Origin of the sequence: Agarivorans gilvus (assembly GCF_001420915.1) — a bacterium.
GTDB classification, from domain to species: Bacteria; Pseudomonadota; Gammaproteobacteria; order Enterobacterales; family Celerinatantimonadaceae; genus Agarivorans; species Agarivorans gilvus.
The window spans coordinates 3455522-3470996 of the sequence record NZ_CP013021.1; the positions used below are offsets into that span (position 1 = coordinate 3455522).

The following is a 15475-nucleotide window of genomic DNA, read 5'->3' on the forward strand; positions in this document are numbered from 1 at the left end:
GTTTTATTCTTTATTGTCTTGGCTAGGGCTTGGTTAGACTAGCAGCAATTACGAATCTAGGGTGCGATAAAATGCTGTTAAAGGAACTTTCGTCATTGGCTAGCCCATTGTCTGAGCAACAGGTACAACTGTTACAACAGGCAACGGCTGAGCTGTCGGTTACTCAACTTGCCTGGGTCAGTGGCTATCTTGCGGGCATTGGTCAAACGGCGGGTATACAAGCGCCGCAGGCCCAAGCGCAAGCTGCGGCCAAGCTAACCATTGTTTACGCTTCGCAAACTGGCAATGCCAAAGGTGTTGCTGAAGAATTGCACAGTGCGGCGGTGGCTAAGGATATTAATGCTGAGCTGGTCAATGTGGCTGATTACAAAGCCAAGAGTTTGAAAAATGAAACTCATCTGTTGATCGTTGCCAGTACCAATGGTGAGGGCGAGCCACCCGATGATGCTATTGAGTTCCATGAATTCTTGTTTTCTAAGAAAGCCCCTAAACTGGATAAATTGCATTACAGCGTGTTGGCTTTGGGCGATTCCAGTTATGAATTTTTCTGCCAAACCGGTAAAGATTTTGACCAGCGCCTAGCTGAATTAGGTGCGCAGCGAGTATGTGAACGGGTTGATTGTGATGTTGACTACGACAAGGCTGCAGCCGATTGGACTGAGCTCGCTTTAAGCGAAATTCAGCAAACTTTAGTCAACGCGCCAAGTGCCTCAGTGGTCAGCTTGCCTGTGGCTGGAAGCGCTAGCAGCCAATATAATAAAAAGAATCCTTATGCTGCATCTTTAAGCGTTAGCCAGAAGATTACCGGACGTGATTCAGCGAAAGATGTTCGCCACGTTGAAATTGACTTAGGCGAATCGGGGATTCAATACCAAGCCGGTGATGCCTTAGGAGTTTGGTTTGAAAATGACCGTGAGCTAGCCAGCCAAATTATTGCTCGCCTTGGTTTGTCAGAAGATGAGTCAGTACTGGTTGATGAACAGCCTCTGAGTTTGTTAGACGCCTTGGTTGAAAAGCTTGAGCTTACTCAAACCAGTGCCAGCTTCGTACAAGCTTGGGCGCAGTGGTCAGGCAGCAAAAAGCTGCAGGCGATAGTTGCCGATAAAGATAAGCTCAGAGAATACGCGGCCAACCATCAGGTTATTGATGTTTTATTAGAGAAAAAAGCCAAGGTGGCGGCGCAAGATTTTGTGGATGCGCTGCGCAAGCTGACTCCGCGCTTGTATTCAATTGCATCTGCTCAGGCTGAAGTTGAAGAAGAAGTGCATTTAACGGTGGGTGTGGTGCGCTACCAACAGGGTGACGAGCAGCGCTTAGGCGGCGCCTCTGGTTTCTTGGGCGCTCGCGCTGAAGAAGGTGCGAGCGTGAAGGTGTTCGTTGAACATAACGATAACTTCCGTCTACCAAGCAATCCCGATACACCAGTGATTATGATTGGCCCTGGCACCGGTATTGCGCCGTTCCGTGCCTTTATGCAGCAGCGTGATGCCAGCGATGCCGAAGGTAAAAACTGGCTCTTCTTCGGTGATCAAACCTTCACCCAAGATTTCCTCTACCAAACTGAGTGGCAAGGCTACTTGAAGTCGGGCTTATTAACCAAATTAGATGTGGCGTTTTCTCGCGACCAAGCGGAAAAGATCTATGTACAAGATCGCCTCAAAGAAAATGCGGCTGAAGTCTACCAATGGTTGGAAGAAGGGGCGCACCTATACATATGTGGTGACGCTAATCGCATGGCTAAAGACGTGCATCAGGCCTTGATTGAAATTATCGTTGAACAGGGTAAACAAAGCCCCGATCAAGCAGAAGAGTATTTAAAACAGTTACGCAGTGCTAAGCGTTACCAGAAGGATGTTTACTAATGAGTTCTAAGTTAATTGTCGAAGGCCAGTTGTCAGATAATGAACGCCTAAAGCGAGAAAGTAACTTCCTACGAGGTACCATTGAGGAAGATTTAAAAGACCGTATTACCGGTGGCTTTAGCGCTGATAACTTTCAGTTGATCCGTTTTCACGGTATGTATCAACAAGATGACCGTGACATTCGTGCCGAGCGGGCCAAGCAAAAGCTGGAGCCCTTACATAACGTGATGTTACGTGCGCGGATGCCTGGCGGGATTATTCAGCCCAAGCAATGGCTGGCGATTGATAAATTTGCCGCCGAACATACTATGTACGGCAGTATTCGCTTAACCACCCGTCAAACCTTTCAGTTTCACGGTGTATTAAAGCCCAATATCAAGTTAATGCACCAAACGCTGAACAGCATTGGCATAGACTCGATTGCTACGGCGGGTGATGTGAACCGCAATGTGCTGTGTACCAGTAACCCTGTTGAGTCTGAGCTACACCAAGAAGCTTACCAATGGGCGACTAAGATCAGTGAGCATCTATTACCTAAGACTCGCGCTTATGCCGAGATTTGGTTAGACGGTGAAAAAATTGAAGGCGGTGATGAGGAGCCTATTCTAGGTTCCAACTATCTACCTCGTAAGTTTAAAACCACGGTAGTGATCCCCCCGCACAACGATATTGATGTGCACGCGAACGATCTTAACTTCGTGGCGATTGCTGAAGAGGGGAAATTGGTGGGCTTTAATGTGCTGGTGGGCGGTGGTCTAGCCATGACTCACGGTGATAAGTCGACCTATCCTCGTCGCGCCGACGACTTTGGCTTTATTCCGCTTGAGAAAACCTTAGATGTGGCGGCAGCGGTAGTGACCACGCAACGTGATTGGGGTAACCGAGTCAATCGTAAAAATGCCAAAACTAAGTACACCTTGGATCGTGTCGGCATCGACACCTTTAAGCAAGAAGTGGAAAAACGTGCCGGCATTAGCTTTGAGCCAAGCCGAGCCTACGAGTTTACTTCTCGCGGCGACCGGATTGGCTGGGTTGAAGGCATCGACGGTAAGTATCACTTAACCTTGTTTATCGAAAATGGTCGTCTATTAGATTACCCTGGTAAAGCCCTTAAAACTGGAGTGGCGAAAATTGCCGAAATTCATCAAGGTGATTTTCGCATGACTGCCAACCAAAACTTGATAGTGGCGGGTGTGGCTGCGCAAGATAAAGCCAAAATTGAGCAGCTAGCTCGCGAACATGGCTTAATTGATGATAGCCATAGCCCACAGCGCTTAAACTCGATGGCTTGTGTGGCTTTTCCAACTTGTCCATTAGCGATGGCTGAGGCCGAGCGCTACTTACCAGGTTTGGTAACAGAGGTAGAGCAATTACTAGCCAAGCATGAGATGAGTGAACAACATATCATCTTGCGTGTTACCGGTTGCCCTAATGGCTGTGGCCGCGCGATGTTGGCCGAGGCGGGCTTGGTGGGTAAAGGTCCCGGTAAATACAACCTCTACCTAGGTGGTAATCAAAATGGAACGCGTATCCCTAAACTTTATTTAGAAGGGATCAGTGAACAACAGATTTTATCAGAGCTAGATGGCTTAATTGCGCGCTGGTCTAAAGAGCGTGAACAAGATGAGGCATTTGGTGATTTTGTCATTCGTGTCGGTATTGTCGCTGAAGTAAAAGTAAGCGCTAGGGATTTTCATGATTAGCTTTGATTTAGAGCAGTTAGCGGCCTTGCCGGTAGAAGCAAGGTTAGCTGAGTTAGCTGAGGTGAACCAAGAGCTTGAAAGCTTGAGTGCCCAGCAGCGAGCGGAATGGGCTTTGGCCCATTTACCCCAGCAAGTGGTATTAACCTCTAGCTTTGGTATTCAAGCTGCGGTGAGTTTGCACATGCTGACCCAAATTAAACCGGATATTCCAGTGATATTGACCGATACCGGTTATTTATTTCCAGAAACCTACCGCTTCATCGACGAATTGACGGCGCGCTTGGGTTTAAATTTGAAGGTCTACCAGTCGAAGCTGTCGAATGCTTGGCAAGAAGCGCGTTTTGGTAAGTTGTGGGAGCAAGGGGTAGAAGGGCTTAAGCAATACAATACCCTCAACAAGGTTGAGCCGATGCAGCGCGCCTTTAAAGAGCTAGAAGTGCAAACTTGGTTCTCGGGCTTGCGTAGAAGCCAGTCTTCGACTCGCTCTGAGTTACCGGTATTACAAGTGCAAAATGGTGCCTTTAAAGTTTTACCGATCATTGATTGGAGCAACAAAGACGTTCATTACTACCTCAAAGAGCATAACCTGCCATATCATCCGCTGTGGGAACAGGGTTATGTGTCGGTAGGCGACGTACAAACATCGCAACCTTTGCAAGCTGGAATGAGCGAAGAAGATACCCGTTTCTTTGGTTTGAAGCGTGAATGTGGCTTACACGAAGAAGTCGCTGGTAGTGGTATTTAAGCTTATTTATGTTTAGAAAAAACGCGGCTAAGGGCCGCGTTTTTTATTGCGGCGAAAAGTGCTTGTGCAGCAGTTGTTCAAGATGCTCCTGATAAGAGCTCAGAACATCGGATTCGATTAGCTTGGCTAACTCGTCACCAATCGGTGTGAAGCGGTAATACAGCAGTTTACAGCCCTTTAAACGAGGACGCAGGCTGTAATGGCTTTGGCCGTGAACCAAGCTAGTATCATGATGAACCGAAGGGCTGATCTCTAGCTCTCTATCAAATATTAAGCCCAGCTCAATCAATTGCAGAATGTGGTTGTAGGGCATACGGTGCTGGCCCAAACTGATTTTGTCCCAGCGCGCTCTTACTAGCCCTAAGTTACTGGCTGGGCGAAGTACTCCTGTCACGAGTTTGTGATTGTTTTCGCCGCCAATAATAGAACTTAATTGACAGGCTAATTGGAACCAGCTCGCTTCGCGTTGAGTCATTAGGGTTAAGGTGCGCAAGGCTTTCACCGAAAAGCTCCCGTGGGTGGCCAATTCTTGGCTGAGGATGTCGGCCCAAAGCATTTGCATAGTTTTTACTTGAGTCTGGCAGGCAAGGTTTAAGAATTCAGTCATCCAATCGGCATCGGGCTCGCTGCCTACATCTTGCTCGCTGGTTTTCTGCGAGGCGTAATAAAAAATATTCTCTAAATTTTTTGTTGAGTGGCTTTTTCGACAACGGCTCTGGCTTGAGCCCGCTGAGACCAAGTTGAAGTAGGCTTAGTACTTTGTAGCCTAGCATCCAAGCCACGTTGCTTGGCTAATTTGGCTAGCTGCAATTTACTGTTTTCCACTTGGCTGCTTTTATTCTCAATAAATGGTTTGTTTGACATTGGGGGCTCCTCGCTAGCCATTGTTTTACTGAGAATTTAGCGATAAAGCAAGTTTGCAATCGTTGTTAAAAGTGTTAAATTTAGGTTAATTGGTTTATTGGGAGGTCGCAGTGTTAAAAAATCTTAGCTTGTGGACCAGACAACATAAAATATTGGCGGTATTGATAAGCGTATATGTGCTTACTTTGCTGATTTTAATGCTTATGTTCGAGTAGGCGTAATCGCTTACGCCTGTTTGTTTAGATATTTTCTTTAATTAATGCAAGCACCTGCTTAATCTCATCTGTCTGCAATTCTCCTTCCTTGGCAAAAAGCACCTTTCCTTTGGCATCAAGCAAAATGATCGCTGACGACTTGTTTTTAAGCTGCCATTGCTTAAACAGAGCGCCGGTTTCATCTAGAACAAAGCTGGCGTGAGGAAATTGTTGCTTGTTTTTCTTTAACTTACTCTTCACCAAGCCTGAGGTGCCAAACATGGCATCGTCTAAATTAACTACGGTAATGGTTTGATAGGATTGTTCAGCGAATTTGGCTTGTTTCACCGCTTCTATCATTGCGGCATTAAGCTTTTTGGCGCTGCTTCTACCTGCTATCGCATGGATTAGCCTCACCTTACCGCTCAGCTCTTGGCTACTCCAAGGCTGGTAAGTGATCTCGTTATTGTTGAGTTCTAACTCCCCAGCTTGGCGAATTTCAACCTGAGGCAAGGGCTGGCCCGGTTGTATAGTTAGGGCCATCGCCCAGGCTGGCAAAAAACTAAGTAAAATGAATAAATGTTTCACATTGGCTTCCTTTTGTGGCGTCGTTACTCAGGTCAGACCTGTGTAAAACATTTATAACAAATTTTAAACAAATGTTAATAGAGCGCGTCGCTGATCATTTGCACATCTGCGAGCAACATCTCTTTTATTAACTCCACGGAGCCAGACACTAAGGTATGGGCGCGGTTGTCGATCATTACCGTGGGCCCTTCTATACCACTGCTGGCATCAACCGTAAGCCAAGCTGGTGAGGCACTGCCTATACTGCTGGCGGGGTAGACCATATACAGCGGATGATCGGGCGCCAGTTTGCTGAACACAATGGCCAGTAATAGCGCGCGCTCGTCACTGTCTGCTAGGTTGTCGGTTAAGACGTCGATGGGGGAGCTAAAGCCAATAATGTTCTCTTGCTTCTGCGGAATGGTCAGCAACCAAGCCTGGACTTCTGCTAAGGCTAGGTTGACGTCCTGTTGCTTAAAGAACTCGCTCAAACCGTTAATCCGCTGGCGATTACGATAAAACAGCTGTGAGTAGTTGGGGCGAACGCAAGGGTATTGAGCACCTCGCGGGTGAATACAGGGCAGTAAGCCGAGGTGACGAAAAGCATCACGGGTGTATTGTTGGTAGGCTTCCCAAAGCAACTGAGAAGAGGGGCTATTATTTTGGCTACTTAAGGTTGTCAGTATGTCGTCTACCCGCTGCTCTGGCTCATCGATGTATTGGTTGATCATATTTACAGCATGTTGCAGCCGAGGGCTTAGGTAGGCACTAATTGCCTGAGAAGGATAGCTTAAGCTGTAGTTGAGCCGAAAAGTTTCTACTTTAGACTGAGTTAGTTGCTGCTCAGAAAATTGCAATATCAGTTGTTGGTATTTGCCCTGAGGTGTTTGCCAGTGCCACTCGGCGCTCATGGCAGCTTGATTGGGCACTATTCTGTCGAGTTGAGTCGCCGATGCACAGGCACTAAAGACTAGCAGATAGAACGCAACGATTCTTAACATAAAAGCCTCTCAGTGCTTATTTGCTATCTATTAACTAAATAGCACCGATTGGCTGTTTTGTTAAGTTTGCGAGTATTTTGTTAACTTGGTGTTAGTTTGGGCAGGTGCCGATTTGGTAAGAGCTAACCGCCGGGTCGCCACAGGCTGAGCAAGCGTTACCGTACTCCACTAATTCTCCGGAGACTTCGGCACAAACGGGGTCGTACTGCATGGTACAAACTTCAGGGCGTGGTTCTTGGCAAAGTCCGTCGGCTTGCAACATCGTTTCAGGGCTTTGACTACAGGCGATTAATAGCGCTGAGAAAAGGGCAACAACAAGATGCTTAATCATGAGGAATAACCTAAACTTTAAAAAATTTAATTGTAGATGAAAAACTTATGTGGCGTCGACTCATTTACCTTCTGTTCTGCTTCGCTCTGCCCTTGGCGGTAGCCAGTGCAGGGCAGATTATTGTGCAGAAGAGCTCTGATGAAAATAAAGTAGATATTTTTGCTTTAAAACAAGAATTGTTGCAGCAACAAATTTGGCAACAACGTTTACGTGACCAGGCCCAATTGCGCTGGTTAAGTACCCTTCCCTTAGGCTGCATTTTTAGCCCGCAAGGTGATTATCAGTGTGGGTTAACTTGGTATCGCCCTTACCGTTATCAGCAGCAACAGTTGTATATTGAGATTCCTCCGCAATAATCTTCAGCGATAAATTGCGACGGACTGCAAAACTGGTGACGAATAAGTGTTATTCTAAACCTTGGTTTTTAGTCTCTAACACTCAGTATTTTATGCATATTCATATTTTAGGTATTTGTGGCACCTTTATGGGCGGCTTGGCGATGTTAGCCAAGGAGTCGGGCATGCGAGTCACCGGCAGTGATTTAAATGTTTATCCGCCAATGAGCACCCAGCTCGAGTCTTTAGGTATTGAACTAATCCAAGGTTATGACCCTTCTCAATTGCAACCGGCTCCTGATTTAGTGGTGGTGGGCAATGCTATGAGTCGCGGGAATCCCTGTGTTGAATATGTTTTAGATAAGGGGCTGAAATACTGTTCTGGGCCGGAATGGTTGAAGAATTACATATTGGCCGAGCGCTGGGTTCTAGCGGTTGCTGGTACTCATGGTAAAACCACTACCGCCAGCATGTTGGCTTGGATTTTAGAAGATAACGGAATGCAACCGGGCTATTTAATTGGTGGGGTTCCGCGTAATTTTACTGGTTCAGCTCGCTTAGGTGCTAGCCCATTTTTTGTGGTGGAAGCCGATGAGTATGACAGTGCTTTTTTTGATAAGCGCTCAAAGTTTGTACATTATCAACCGCGAACCTTAGTGATCAACAACCTAGAGTTTGATCATGCCGATATCTTCGATAACTTAGCCGCGATAGAAAAGCAGTTTCATCATTTACTGCGTATCGTTCCCAGCACTGGCCGCGTGATTACACCTAGCGATAATTCAGCCATTCAGCAGGTGCTTAATCTAGGCTGTTGGTCGGAACTAGAGCAAACTGGAGAGGGCAAGAATTGGCAATGGCAGGCCCTAGCAAGTGACTTTAGTTGTTTGAAAATTCTATTAGATGGGGCTGAGCAGGGCGTCTTAAATTGGTCGTTAATCGGCCAACATAATGCCGAAAATGCGCTAATGGCGATTGCTGCTGCTAGGCATGTGGGGGTATTACCCAGCTTGGCAATAAGTAGTCTAGAGAAATTTAAGCCACCCAAACGGCGTTTGGAACTATTGGCAGAGCGTGGCGGAATAAGGCTGTTTGATGATTTTGCTCATCATCCAAGTGCTATTCGTAGCACCCTCGCTGGGCTACGTGCTCAAGTGGGTTCAAAGCGCATTATTGCCATTTTGGAGGCGCGCTCTAATACTATGAAGATGGGCGTGCACCAGCAGAATTTAGCCGAAAGTCTTCAACAAGCGGATAGCGTATTGCTCTATCAGCCCGATCCCAAGAATCAGTACATAGCCAATACTGCGGCACAACTCGCCCAAGCTCAAGTGCTGAGCAATATCGATGAGATAGTTCAAGTGGTGGCGAACACGATGAGCGATGGCGATCAAATCTTAGTGATGAGCAATGGCGGATTTGAAGGAATACACGCTAAATTAAAGGCTTTGCTTCAGTCTTAACTAGGTGTGCCTATAAAAAAGGGCCCCCAAGGGCCCTACTTATTGCTTACTGACCGGGTGGTCGTAACAGCGATAGTACGAAGTCATTCAAGAAATCTACCACCTCTTGACGCTCTGGGCTGTCAGGTCGATTAATCATTTGTACCGCTAGGTACAAACCGGCGTTAATCGCTTGAGCTGCTTGCAGAGCATTAAGTGCGCTGGTGATTTCGTTGTTGTCGAATCCAGCTTGAATGCTGTCGCCAATTTGCTGGTTAATTTTAGCCATCACCGCACTAAAACGTGGCCATACGTCTTCGCGAACCGAAGAGCTCCACTCTAACCAGATGTGAATCACATCAGAATTACTGTAAGCCAATTCAACCAAGCCAGATAAATGCTGCTGTACAGCAGTTAGCGCATTCTCATCGCTAGGATAGGTTTGTGCAACCAAGCCCAACATGGTTTGCTCAACTTCTGATAGAACGGCATCGACAAGGTCTTCGCGGGTATTGAAGTAGTTAAACACTGTGGCCACAGAGACATTTGCCAATTCGGCGATTTCGGCGTGACCAGCACGACCAATACCTCGACGGGCAAAAATTTCAATGGCACATTGCATAAGTTGTTTACGGCGGACTTCCGGCGACAGCCGAGTACGGCGCCTTAGAGTGCTAGTTTGCATAGTTTTTGTTCTCGCGTTTGTTATTCATTTTTTTTATGAGGTATTTCTTGTTTACCATTTTGGACAAAAATCATCTAAAATGTGCCGCTCAGTTTAAGAGAGCCGCTAAAATTTGAATACCTTCGACTAAATCATAGTGTATTTATAAGCTAATTAATAGTTATTGATATAAGTAACTACAGGTTTAGTTGTTAATTTTTTGATATTTATTGTGTTTTTTTTATTCTGCTTATATTCGTGTTAGATAAGTTTTTGCTGAGTACTCAGCCAGTCAATAGGTTCGTATTATGAAACATCGCGTAGAAGAAATGATCAGTGAGCAGGAGATAGCTCAACGTGTCGAAGCAATAGGGAAAGAAATCAACTCTAAATTCTCCTCTGACCGTAAACTGGTGCTCATCGGCCTATTACGCGGTTCATGTATCTTTTTGTCTGATTTAGCTCGCCAGATCGACCGTAAACTCACTTTAGATTTTATGACGGTATCGAGCTACGGTAGTAGCATGGTGAGTACCCGCGACGTTCGTGTATTAAAAGATTTGGATGATGATATCAAAGACTGCGATGTGATCATCGTGGAAGACATTATTGATACCGGCAATACCCTGAGCAAGGTGCGTGACATGCTGGCATTGCGTGAACCACACAGCGTGAGTATCTGTACTTTACTCGATAAACCTTCGCGACGCGAGGTTGATGTGCCAGTCGATTGGGTGGGTTTTACCATCCCCGATGAATTTGTTATTGGTTACGGGCTTGATTTTGACCAATACTATCGCAATCTACCTTACGTAGGGAAAGTGATACCGTTAGACTAACGGTTCTTCATCAGGCCCTAAGGGGCCTTTTTTTTATTCTTCAATTTAAGTTGGCATTATGCAGGCGTTAGCAATTCAGGGTTTGAAAAAGACTTACCCCGGCGGGGTGCAGGCGGTCAAAGGTTTTGACTTGGTAGTTGAGCAAGGTGATTTTTTTGCTCTGCTTGGGCCTAATGGTGCAGGCAAGTCGACTTCTATCGGGGTGATCACTTCGTTAGTCAATAAGTCCGCTGGAACGGTGAAAATCTTTGGCCACGATATCGATACTGAGCTAGAAGAGGCCAAGTCTTATGTTGGCTTGGTTCCTCAAGAGTTTAATTTCAACCAGTTTGAAACAGTGCTGCAAATTGTTGTCAATCAGGCGGGCTACTATGGTGTGCCGCGCTCACTGGCAATTCAGCGAGCCGAGAAATATTTATCTCAACTCGATCTTTGGGAAAAACGTAATGCACGGGCACGCGAGCTGTCGGGTGGCATGAAGCGTCGGCTGATGCTCGCGCGAGCACTAATGCATGAACCCAAGCTGTTGATTTTGGATGAACCTACCGCCGGTGTTGATATTGAACTGCGCCGTTCAATGTGGTTGTTTCTTAAACAGTTAAATGCTCAGGGCATTACCATCATTCTTACCACTCACTATCTGGAAGAAGCGGAAATGCTATGTCGCAATATTGGCATCATCGACAAGGGTGAGTTGGTCGAACATACCTCGATGAAGCGCCTACTATCGAAGCTTAACCTAGAGACTTTTATTTTCGATATCGAACAATTGCCGGCTAATTTCGCTTTGGCGGGCTTTGAAAGTCGCCGGGTTGATGAGCATACGCTAGAAGTGGACGTAGAAAAAAGCCAAGGTTTAAATGCTGTTTTTCGCGCTTTAGATGAAGCGGGTATCGAGGTGCAAAGTATGCGCAATAAGGCCAATCGCTTAGAAGAGTTGTTTGTGAGTTTAGTGGCGCAAGGGAGACAAGCATGAAGTTCGCTTTATACGGCACCGCGTTAAAAAGTATTCTAACTAAAGAAATCATTCGCTTTGGACGTATCTGGGTGCAAACCTTAGTGCCGCCTGCCATTACCATGAGTTTGTACTTTGTGATTTTTGGTAATCTAATTGGCTCGAGAATCGGTCAGATGGGTGGTTATAGTTACATGGAGTTCATCGTTCCGGGTTTGATTATGATGTCTATCATTACTAACTCGTACTCCAATGTGGCCTCGTCGTTTTACAGTTGTAAGTTTCAGCGCAACATTGAAGAATTATTGGTGGCGCCAGTACCCAATTACATCATTATTTGGGGCTTTGTGGGGGCGGTGTCGCTCGAGGTTTGTGTGTAGGCAGTATTGTTACTGCGGTATCACTGTTTTTTGTGCCACTGCAGCTGCATAGTGTGAGCGCCATTGTGCTTACGGTGATATTAACCTCGGTACTGTTTGCCCTAGGTGGTCTAATTAACGCCATTTATGCGAATAGTTTCGATGATATCAGTATTATTCCCACCTTTATTCTTACGCCCCTAACCTATTTGGGCGGGGTATTTTATTCGATCAGTTTGCTGCCTGGTTTTTGGCAAGGCGTGTCACAGATCAACCCAATCGTTTATATGGTGAATGCTTTTCGCTTTGGCTTTTTGGGGATCACCGACGTCTCTTTGTGGCTGTCTTTTAGCATGATTATTGGTTCCATTGTGGTGTTGTATACTTGGGCCTATATATTGATTAAACGTGGTTACGGATTAAGAGCATAATGCAAGGTAACTCTCGTAGTGTTAGCTCCAATCAAGAGGGGCTGCATGAAAACTTAGATAAGGTGGTATTACGCCATCTAGAGCAGCCCTTTCTAAAGCCTTATCAGCAGCATACGCTAGACGCGTTCTTGAAACTTGAAAAGCAAGTGGAGGCGGCTAATCGTCCGTTGATATTTGATTCTTGTTGTGGAACCGGCCTTAGCACTGCTGCTTTGGCGCAATTGCATCCCGATGCCTTGGTGGTGGGCATGGATAAGTCGGCCCATCGTTTAACCAAACATCAGGCGCACTTTGACCAGTTAGGGCAAAACTACCTGTTGCTGCAAGTTGACTTAAATGACTTTTGGCGCTTGGCCGTTGAAGCTGGCTGGCAGCTTAGTCATCACTATATTCTTTATCCAAACCCCTGGCCAAAGTCACGTCATTTACAGCGTCGTTGGCATGGTAGTGCGGTATTCCCCTTCATCCTTAAACTGGGGGGCCAGTTAGAGTTGCGTAGCAATTGGAAAACTTATTTAGAAGAGTTTCAAGTTGCTTTGCAGCTAGCGGGCTTTCAAAGTCAGCTAAATGCTTACCAAACCGAGCAGCCTATTACGGCCTTTGAGCGCAAATATCAAAACAGTGCGCAAGCCTTGTGGCAATTACGCAGTCAGCTTAGTGCTTAGCGTTTTGTTGCGCCTCTAAATGGGCGATGCCGGCATCAAATAGCTGGTAGAGCCCTTCTAATACCTTAGTGGCCTGTTGAAAATACTCATTTACCGGAATTGTTGGCTGGGGTTTGTTAATTAGCTCTTGCTCTATGGTGATTAATAGCTCTTCAAGCAAACCTTGGTAAGTGGGTTTTTCAGGAATGAAACTGTGGGCAAAATGATTCAGCGATTGGGCATCTATTTGACCAATTTTGTTATGTAAAAAGGCTAAGCGTATGCGCTCCACACTGGTGCTTTGTTGCGCAGCGGCTAAGCCACTACCTAAGGCGCGCACTTGGCCAATGGACTCGGCAGTTTCCAGTAATTCATACCATAAAAAATCAATATTCTTATACTGTTTGCTGAGTGACGATAGGCTGTAGTACTCGGCCAGATCCTGAGACAAAAACAGTAAGTTCTTAATCATTAGGCTGTGCTGAGCAATGTTGTTTTCCAAGTTGTTGTCTTTCCAACTGTGTTGCAGCTTTGCCCAGTGCTGAACGAAGCTATCCCAGCGCGATTGAGCACTAACAAAGGCCTCGTTTTCTAGCTCTAGACTGTAGCTTTTAATATCTTGCTGTTGCTGCTGCAGTGCTGGGGCTTGTTGCTTATCACCGTTGAGCATGGCTGAGCTAAGCCCGCGGTGCTTTTGCAAGGATACAATCAGATTTTTCAGTTGTTTTAAGGTGTTTAAGCCGGCATAACGCTGTTTCAGGCGGTGGCGACCTAGAGTCCAAGACAGCAAGCTTGATAAAACAATCAGGCTGAGCACACCAGCAGAGATAAGCAAAATGGTATTCATTTTAAGCTCCTTGTTGGCTTAACACGTTGAGATGTTTAGCAATGTAGGCACTTTGTTCGGCGCTGTTGGTATTGTTACGAGCTGCGTCAGCGACTTGGTTAATATGCTGCGATAGTTCTATCGTGGCGGCGTGTTGCTGTTCACTGTTACTGGCGATAATCTCCGTTTGTACTTGTAACTCTTGGTTTTTAGCATAAATCTTGGTTAACTGTTGGCGCGAGTGTTCTACCTTGTGCTGAATGGCCTCGGCTTGTGAGCTTAGCTCGGTAATATCGGCTAACACCTCATCAATATTACTCATGATGTCTTGCATGCTTTGGCTGATTTGATTGGCTGAGTCGCGGCTGCGCATTGCCAATGCTTTGACTTCATCGGCAACAATGGCAAAGCCCCGACCATGCTCTCCGGCACGTGCAGCCTCTATTGAGGCATTCAAGGCAAGAAGGTTAGTTTGTTCAGCAATCGCTTCAATGGCCTTAGAAATATTACTAACCGCATGGGATTTCTGATGCAGTTGGGTAACTCGATTAAGGCTTTGTTCACCCTGAACCACCATTTTTTCGCTATTTTGTTGGGCATCCATTGCCGCTTCTTGGCCTAGTTCCGAAAAGCGCCTCGCTTCGAAGCTGCTTTCTGCTACTCGTTTTACCTGCTCTGCCACATCCTTAATACTCTCACTCATTTCGACAATGGCACTGGCCGATGCTTGGCTGCTATCGGCTTGTTGTATTGCGCTTGAAGCCACTAATTGAGCCTGTTGGCTTAGCTCTTTAGAACAGTGGTTAATTTCATTGAGCGCGTCTTGTTGCAGGGCCACTTGCCTAGCTTGTTCGGTCACTTGCTCTAATTGTTGCTGGCGAAGATCTTGAAATAAGTAACTGGCTAGGCCTTTTTCATGCAACTGATTGGGCTGATTGACCTGCTTAATCAATAGCTGAAGAATACTTTGGTTAGCGAGAGCGAGAATAATACTTAAGCCAATCAATAACAGACTGCTCAGATGGGCTTGGGGATAACTGTTTACAATGCTTAAAGCAATTAAAATGATATAGCCCAGCAGCAAGCTGTAAAAAATAGTGGCAGCGCTTCGCATCTGCACTCCTTGGTAAAGTTAGTCTTAGTGCTTATTGAGTAATAAAGCAAAGACCGTACCCTTTGGCGATGTTGGGGTAAAAGAACGTTGCGCTAGCAGTTCGCCCAAGACAATGATTTTCTGGTGGTGGAGACGAGTTTCATTGAACTCTTGGCTGTGATTTAGGTTTTGCCAATGTTGAATTAAAGCCTCTAATTGAGCACAAACGCGGTAATTTTGCTGAGTTTGCAGTTTTAGAATAATGTCATCAACTTGCTCTTTGGCGCGGTCCAGTAAAGTGGGGGGAAAGAATGGATCGCTGAGGTATTGAACCTGAAGACGCCAATGCTGGCGGATCGCTTTATTCAGTGCTTCAAAGAGTCGCTTTCGAGCTAAAAACTGTCGTTTATCGGCCCGGTTCTGGGCCGACAGCTGAAAGGCAATGAGGACTAAAAGCAATATCAACAAGCTGCCCAATATTAGGCTCATATTTAGCACCAAGGTTCTCCTGCGCGATTAACTTTGTTCTACTGGTATTACAGCAAAAAACAAACCAAGCGTTTGTCCAGTGGCGGTGGTAACGGTGTTTGTATCTATATTTGTGAGATAAGTTGGTGAAA

General features: G+C 46.0%; 17 protein-coding genes and 1 pseudogene. 9 read left to right on the forward strand and 9 right to left on the reverse strand.

Annotated elements, in window-relative coordinates; all coding sequences use genetic code 11:
• Positions 1-71: 71 nt before the first annotated feature.
• The 3 genes from AR383_RS16375 to AR383_RS16385 are packed head-to-tail and all read left to right on the forward strand — an operon-like array spanning position 72 to position 4310.
• Positions 72-1862 carry an assimilatory sulfite reductase (NADPH) flavoprotein subunit gene (locus AR383_RS16375; RefSeq protein WP_055734094.1) on the forward strand — a complete coding sequence of 597 codons (1791 nt, stop codon included), beginning with the start codon at positions 72-74 and terminating at the stop codon, positions 1860-1862.
• Positions 1862-3565 (forward strand): assimilatory sulfite reductase (NADPH) hemoprotein subunit, encoded by a 1704-nt coding sequence (cysI, locus tag AR383_RS16380; protein ID WP_055734095.1) that lies wholly within the window; start codon positions 1862-1864, stop codon positions 3563-3565. The genes AR383_RS16375 and cysI overlap by 1 nt, the downstream gene beginning before the upstream one ends.
• Complete coding sequence (locus AR383_RS16385) at positions 3558-4310, forward strand: phosphoadenylyl-sulfate reductase (protein WP_055734096.1); 753 nt, start codon at positions 3558-3560, stop codon at positions 4308-4310. Before cysI ends, AR383_RS16385 begins: the two co-directional genes overlap by 8 nt.
• Positions 4311-4353: 43 nt before the next feature.
• On the opposite strand, the gene AR383_RS16390 is transcribed toward AR383_RS16385, so the two are convergent.
• The 5 genes from AR383_RS16390 to AR383_RS16410 form a co-directional block, all read right to left on the reverse strand.
• Positions 4354-5049 carry a TIGR03899 family protein gene (locus AR383_RS16390; protein WP_083481655.1) on the reverse strand — a complete coding sequence of 232 codons (696 nt, stop codon included), beginning with the start codon at positions 5047-5049 and terminating at the stop codon, positions 4354-4356.
• Positions 4989-5174 (reverse strand): hypothetical protein, encoded by a 186-nt coding sequence (locus tag AR383_RS21810; protein WP_055734098.1) that lies wholly within the window; start codon positions 5172-5174, stop codon positions 4989-4991. Before AR383_RS21810 ends, AR383_RS16390 begins: the two co-directional genes overlap by 61 nt.
• Before the next feature lie 239 nt (positions 5175-5413).
• Positions 5414-5956, reverse strand: coding sequence for a YtfJ family protein (locus AR383_RS16400; protein WP_055734099.1), 543 nt, complete (start codon positions 5954-5956; stop codon positions 5414-5416).
• A gap of 74 nt (positions 5957-6030) precedes the next feature.
• A complete protein-coding gene (locus tag AR383_RS16405) occupies positions 6031-6936 on the reverse strand; it encodes a hypothetical protein (RefSeq protein WP_157051772.1) in 906 nt (301 codons plus the stop codon).
• A gap of 91 nt (positions 6937-7027) precedes the next feature.
• Positions 7028-7267 carry a hypothetical protein gene (locus tag AR383_RS16410; RefSeq protein WP_055734101.1) on the reverse strand — a complete coding sequence of 80 codons (240 nt, stop codon included), beginning with the start codon at positions 7265-7267 and terminating at the stop codon, positions 7028-7030.
• Between the two features lie 47 nt (positions 7268-7314).
• Between AR383_RS16410 and AR383_RS16415 the strand changes: the two genes are divergently transcribed.
• Positions 7315-7623: a hypothetical protein gene (locus AR383_RS16415; protein WP_055734102.1), complete on the forward strand. Its 309-nt coding sequence runs from the start codon at positions 7315-7317 to the stop codon at positions 7621-7623.
• Positions 7624-7715: 92 nt separating this feature from the next.
• The gene (gene mpl, locus AR383_RS16420; protein WP_055734103.1) at positions 7716-9065 is read left to right on the forward strand and encodes a UDP-N-acetylmuramate:L-alanyl-gamma-D-glutamyl-meso-diaminopimelate ligase; all 1350 of its coding nucleotides are present in this window, start codon (positions 7716-7718) and stop codon (positions 9063-9065) included.
• Between the two features lie 46 nt (positions 9066-9111).
• Here the strand turns inward: mpl and AR383_RS16425 are convergent, their stop codons facing one another.
• Positions 9112-9729, reverse strand: a complete 618-nt coding sequence (locus AR383_RS16425; RefSeq protein WP_055734104.1) for a TetR/AcrR family transcriptional regulator — start codon at positions 9727-9729, stop codon at positions 9112-9114.
• Between the two features lie 287 nt (positions 9730-10016).
• Here AR383_RS16425 and hpt point away from each other — a divergent pair, with 287 nt between their 5' ends.
• The 4 genes and pseudogenes from hpt to trmB all read left to right on the forward strand — a co-directional run bounded on the left by hpt (position 10017) and on the right by trmB (position 12957).
• Positions 10017-10547, forward strand: coding sequence for a hypoxanthine phosphoribosyltransferase (gene hpt, locus AR383_RS16430; RefSeq protein WP_055734105.1), 531 nt, complete (start codon positions 10017-10019; stop codon positions 10545-10547).
• Between the two features lie 58 nt (positions 10548-10605).
• Positions 10606-11523, forward strand: a complete 918-nt coding sequence (locus AR383_RS16435) for an ABC transporter ATP-binding protein (RefSeq protein WP_188407441.1) — start codon at positions 10606-10608, stop codon at positions 11521-11523.
• Positions 11520-12292, forward strand: a pseudogene (locus AR383_RS16440) (ABC transporter permease). Before AR383_RS16435 ends, AR383_RS16440 begins: the two are co-directional and overlap by 4 nt.
• On the forward strand, positions 12292-12957 hold the full coding sequence (gene trmB, locus AR383_RS16445) for a tRNA (guanine(46)-N(7))-methyltransferase TrmB (RefSeq protein ID WP_055734107.1): 666 nt from the start codon (positions 12292-12294) through the stop codon (positions 12955-12957). Before AR383_RS16440 ends, trmB begins: the two are co-directional and overlap by 1 nt.
• Here the strand turns inward: trmB and AR383_RS16450 are convergent.
• From AR383_RS16450 to AR383_RS16460, 3 genes are read right to left on the reverse strand one after another with little or no spacing between them, the layout of a single operon-like run.
• Positions 12947-13783: a nitrate- and nitrite sensing domain-containing protein gene (locus tag AR383_RS16450; RefSeq protein ID WP_055734108.1), complete on the reverse strand. Its 837-nt coding sequence runs from the start codon at positions 13781-13783 to the stop codon at positions 12947-12949. The two genes, trmB and AR383_RS16450, sit on opposite strands and share 11 nt — an antisense overlap.
• A gap of 1 nt (position 13784) precedes the next feature.
• Positions 13785-14876 (reverse strand): methyl-accepting chemotaxis protein, encoded by a 1092-nt coding sequence (locus AR383_RS16455; protein WP_055734109.1) that lies wholly within the window; start codon positions 14874-14876, stop codon positions 13785-13787.
• A gap of 24 nt (positions 14877-14900) precedes the next feature.
• Positions 14901-15344 carry a hypothetical protein gene (locus AR383_RS16460; RefSeq protein ID WP_055734110.1) on the reverse strand — a complete coding sequence of 148 codons (444 nt, stop codon included), beginning with the start codon at positions 15342-15344 and terminating at the stop codon, positions 14901-14903.
• Positions 15345-15475 lie beyond the last annotated feature (131 nt).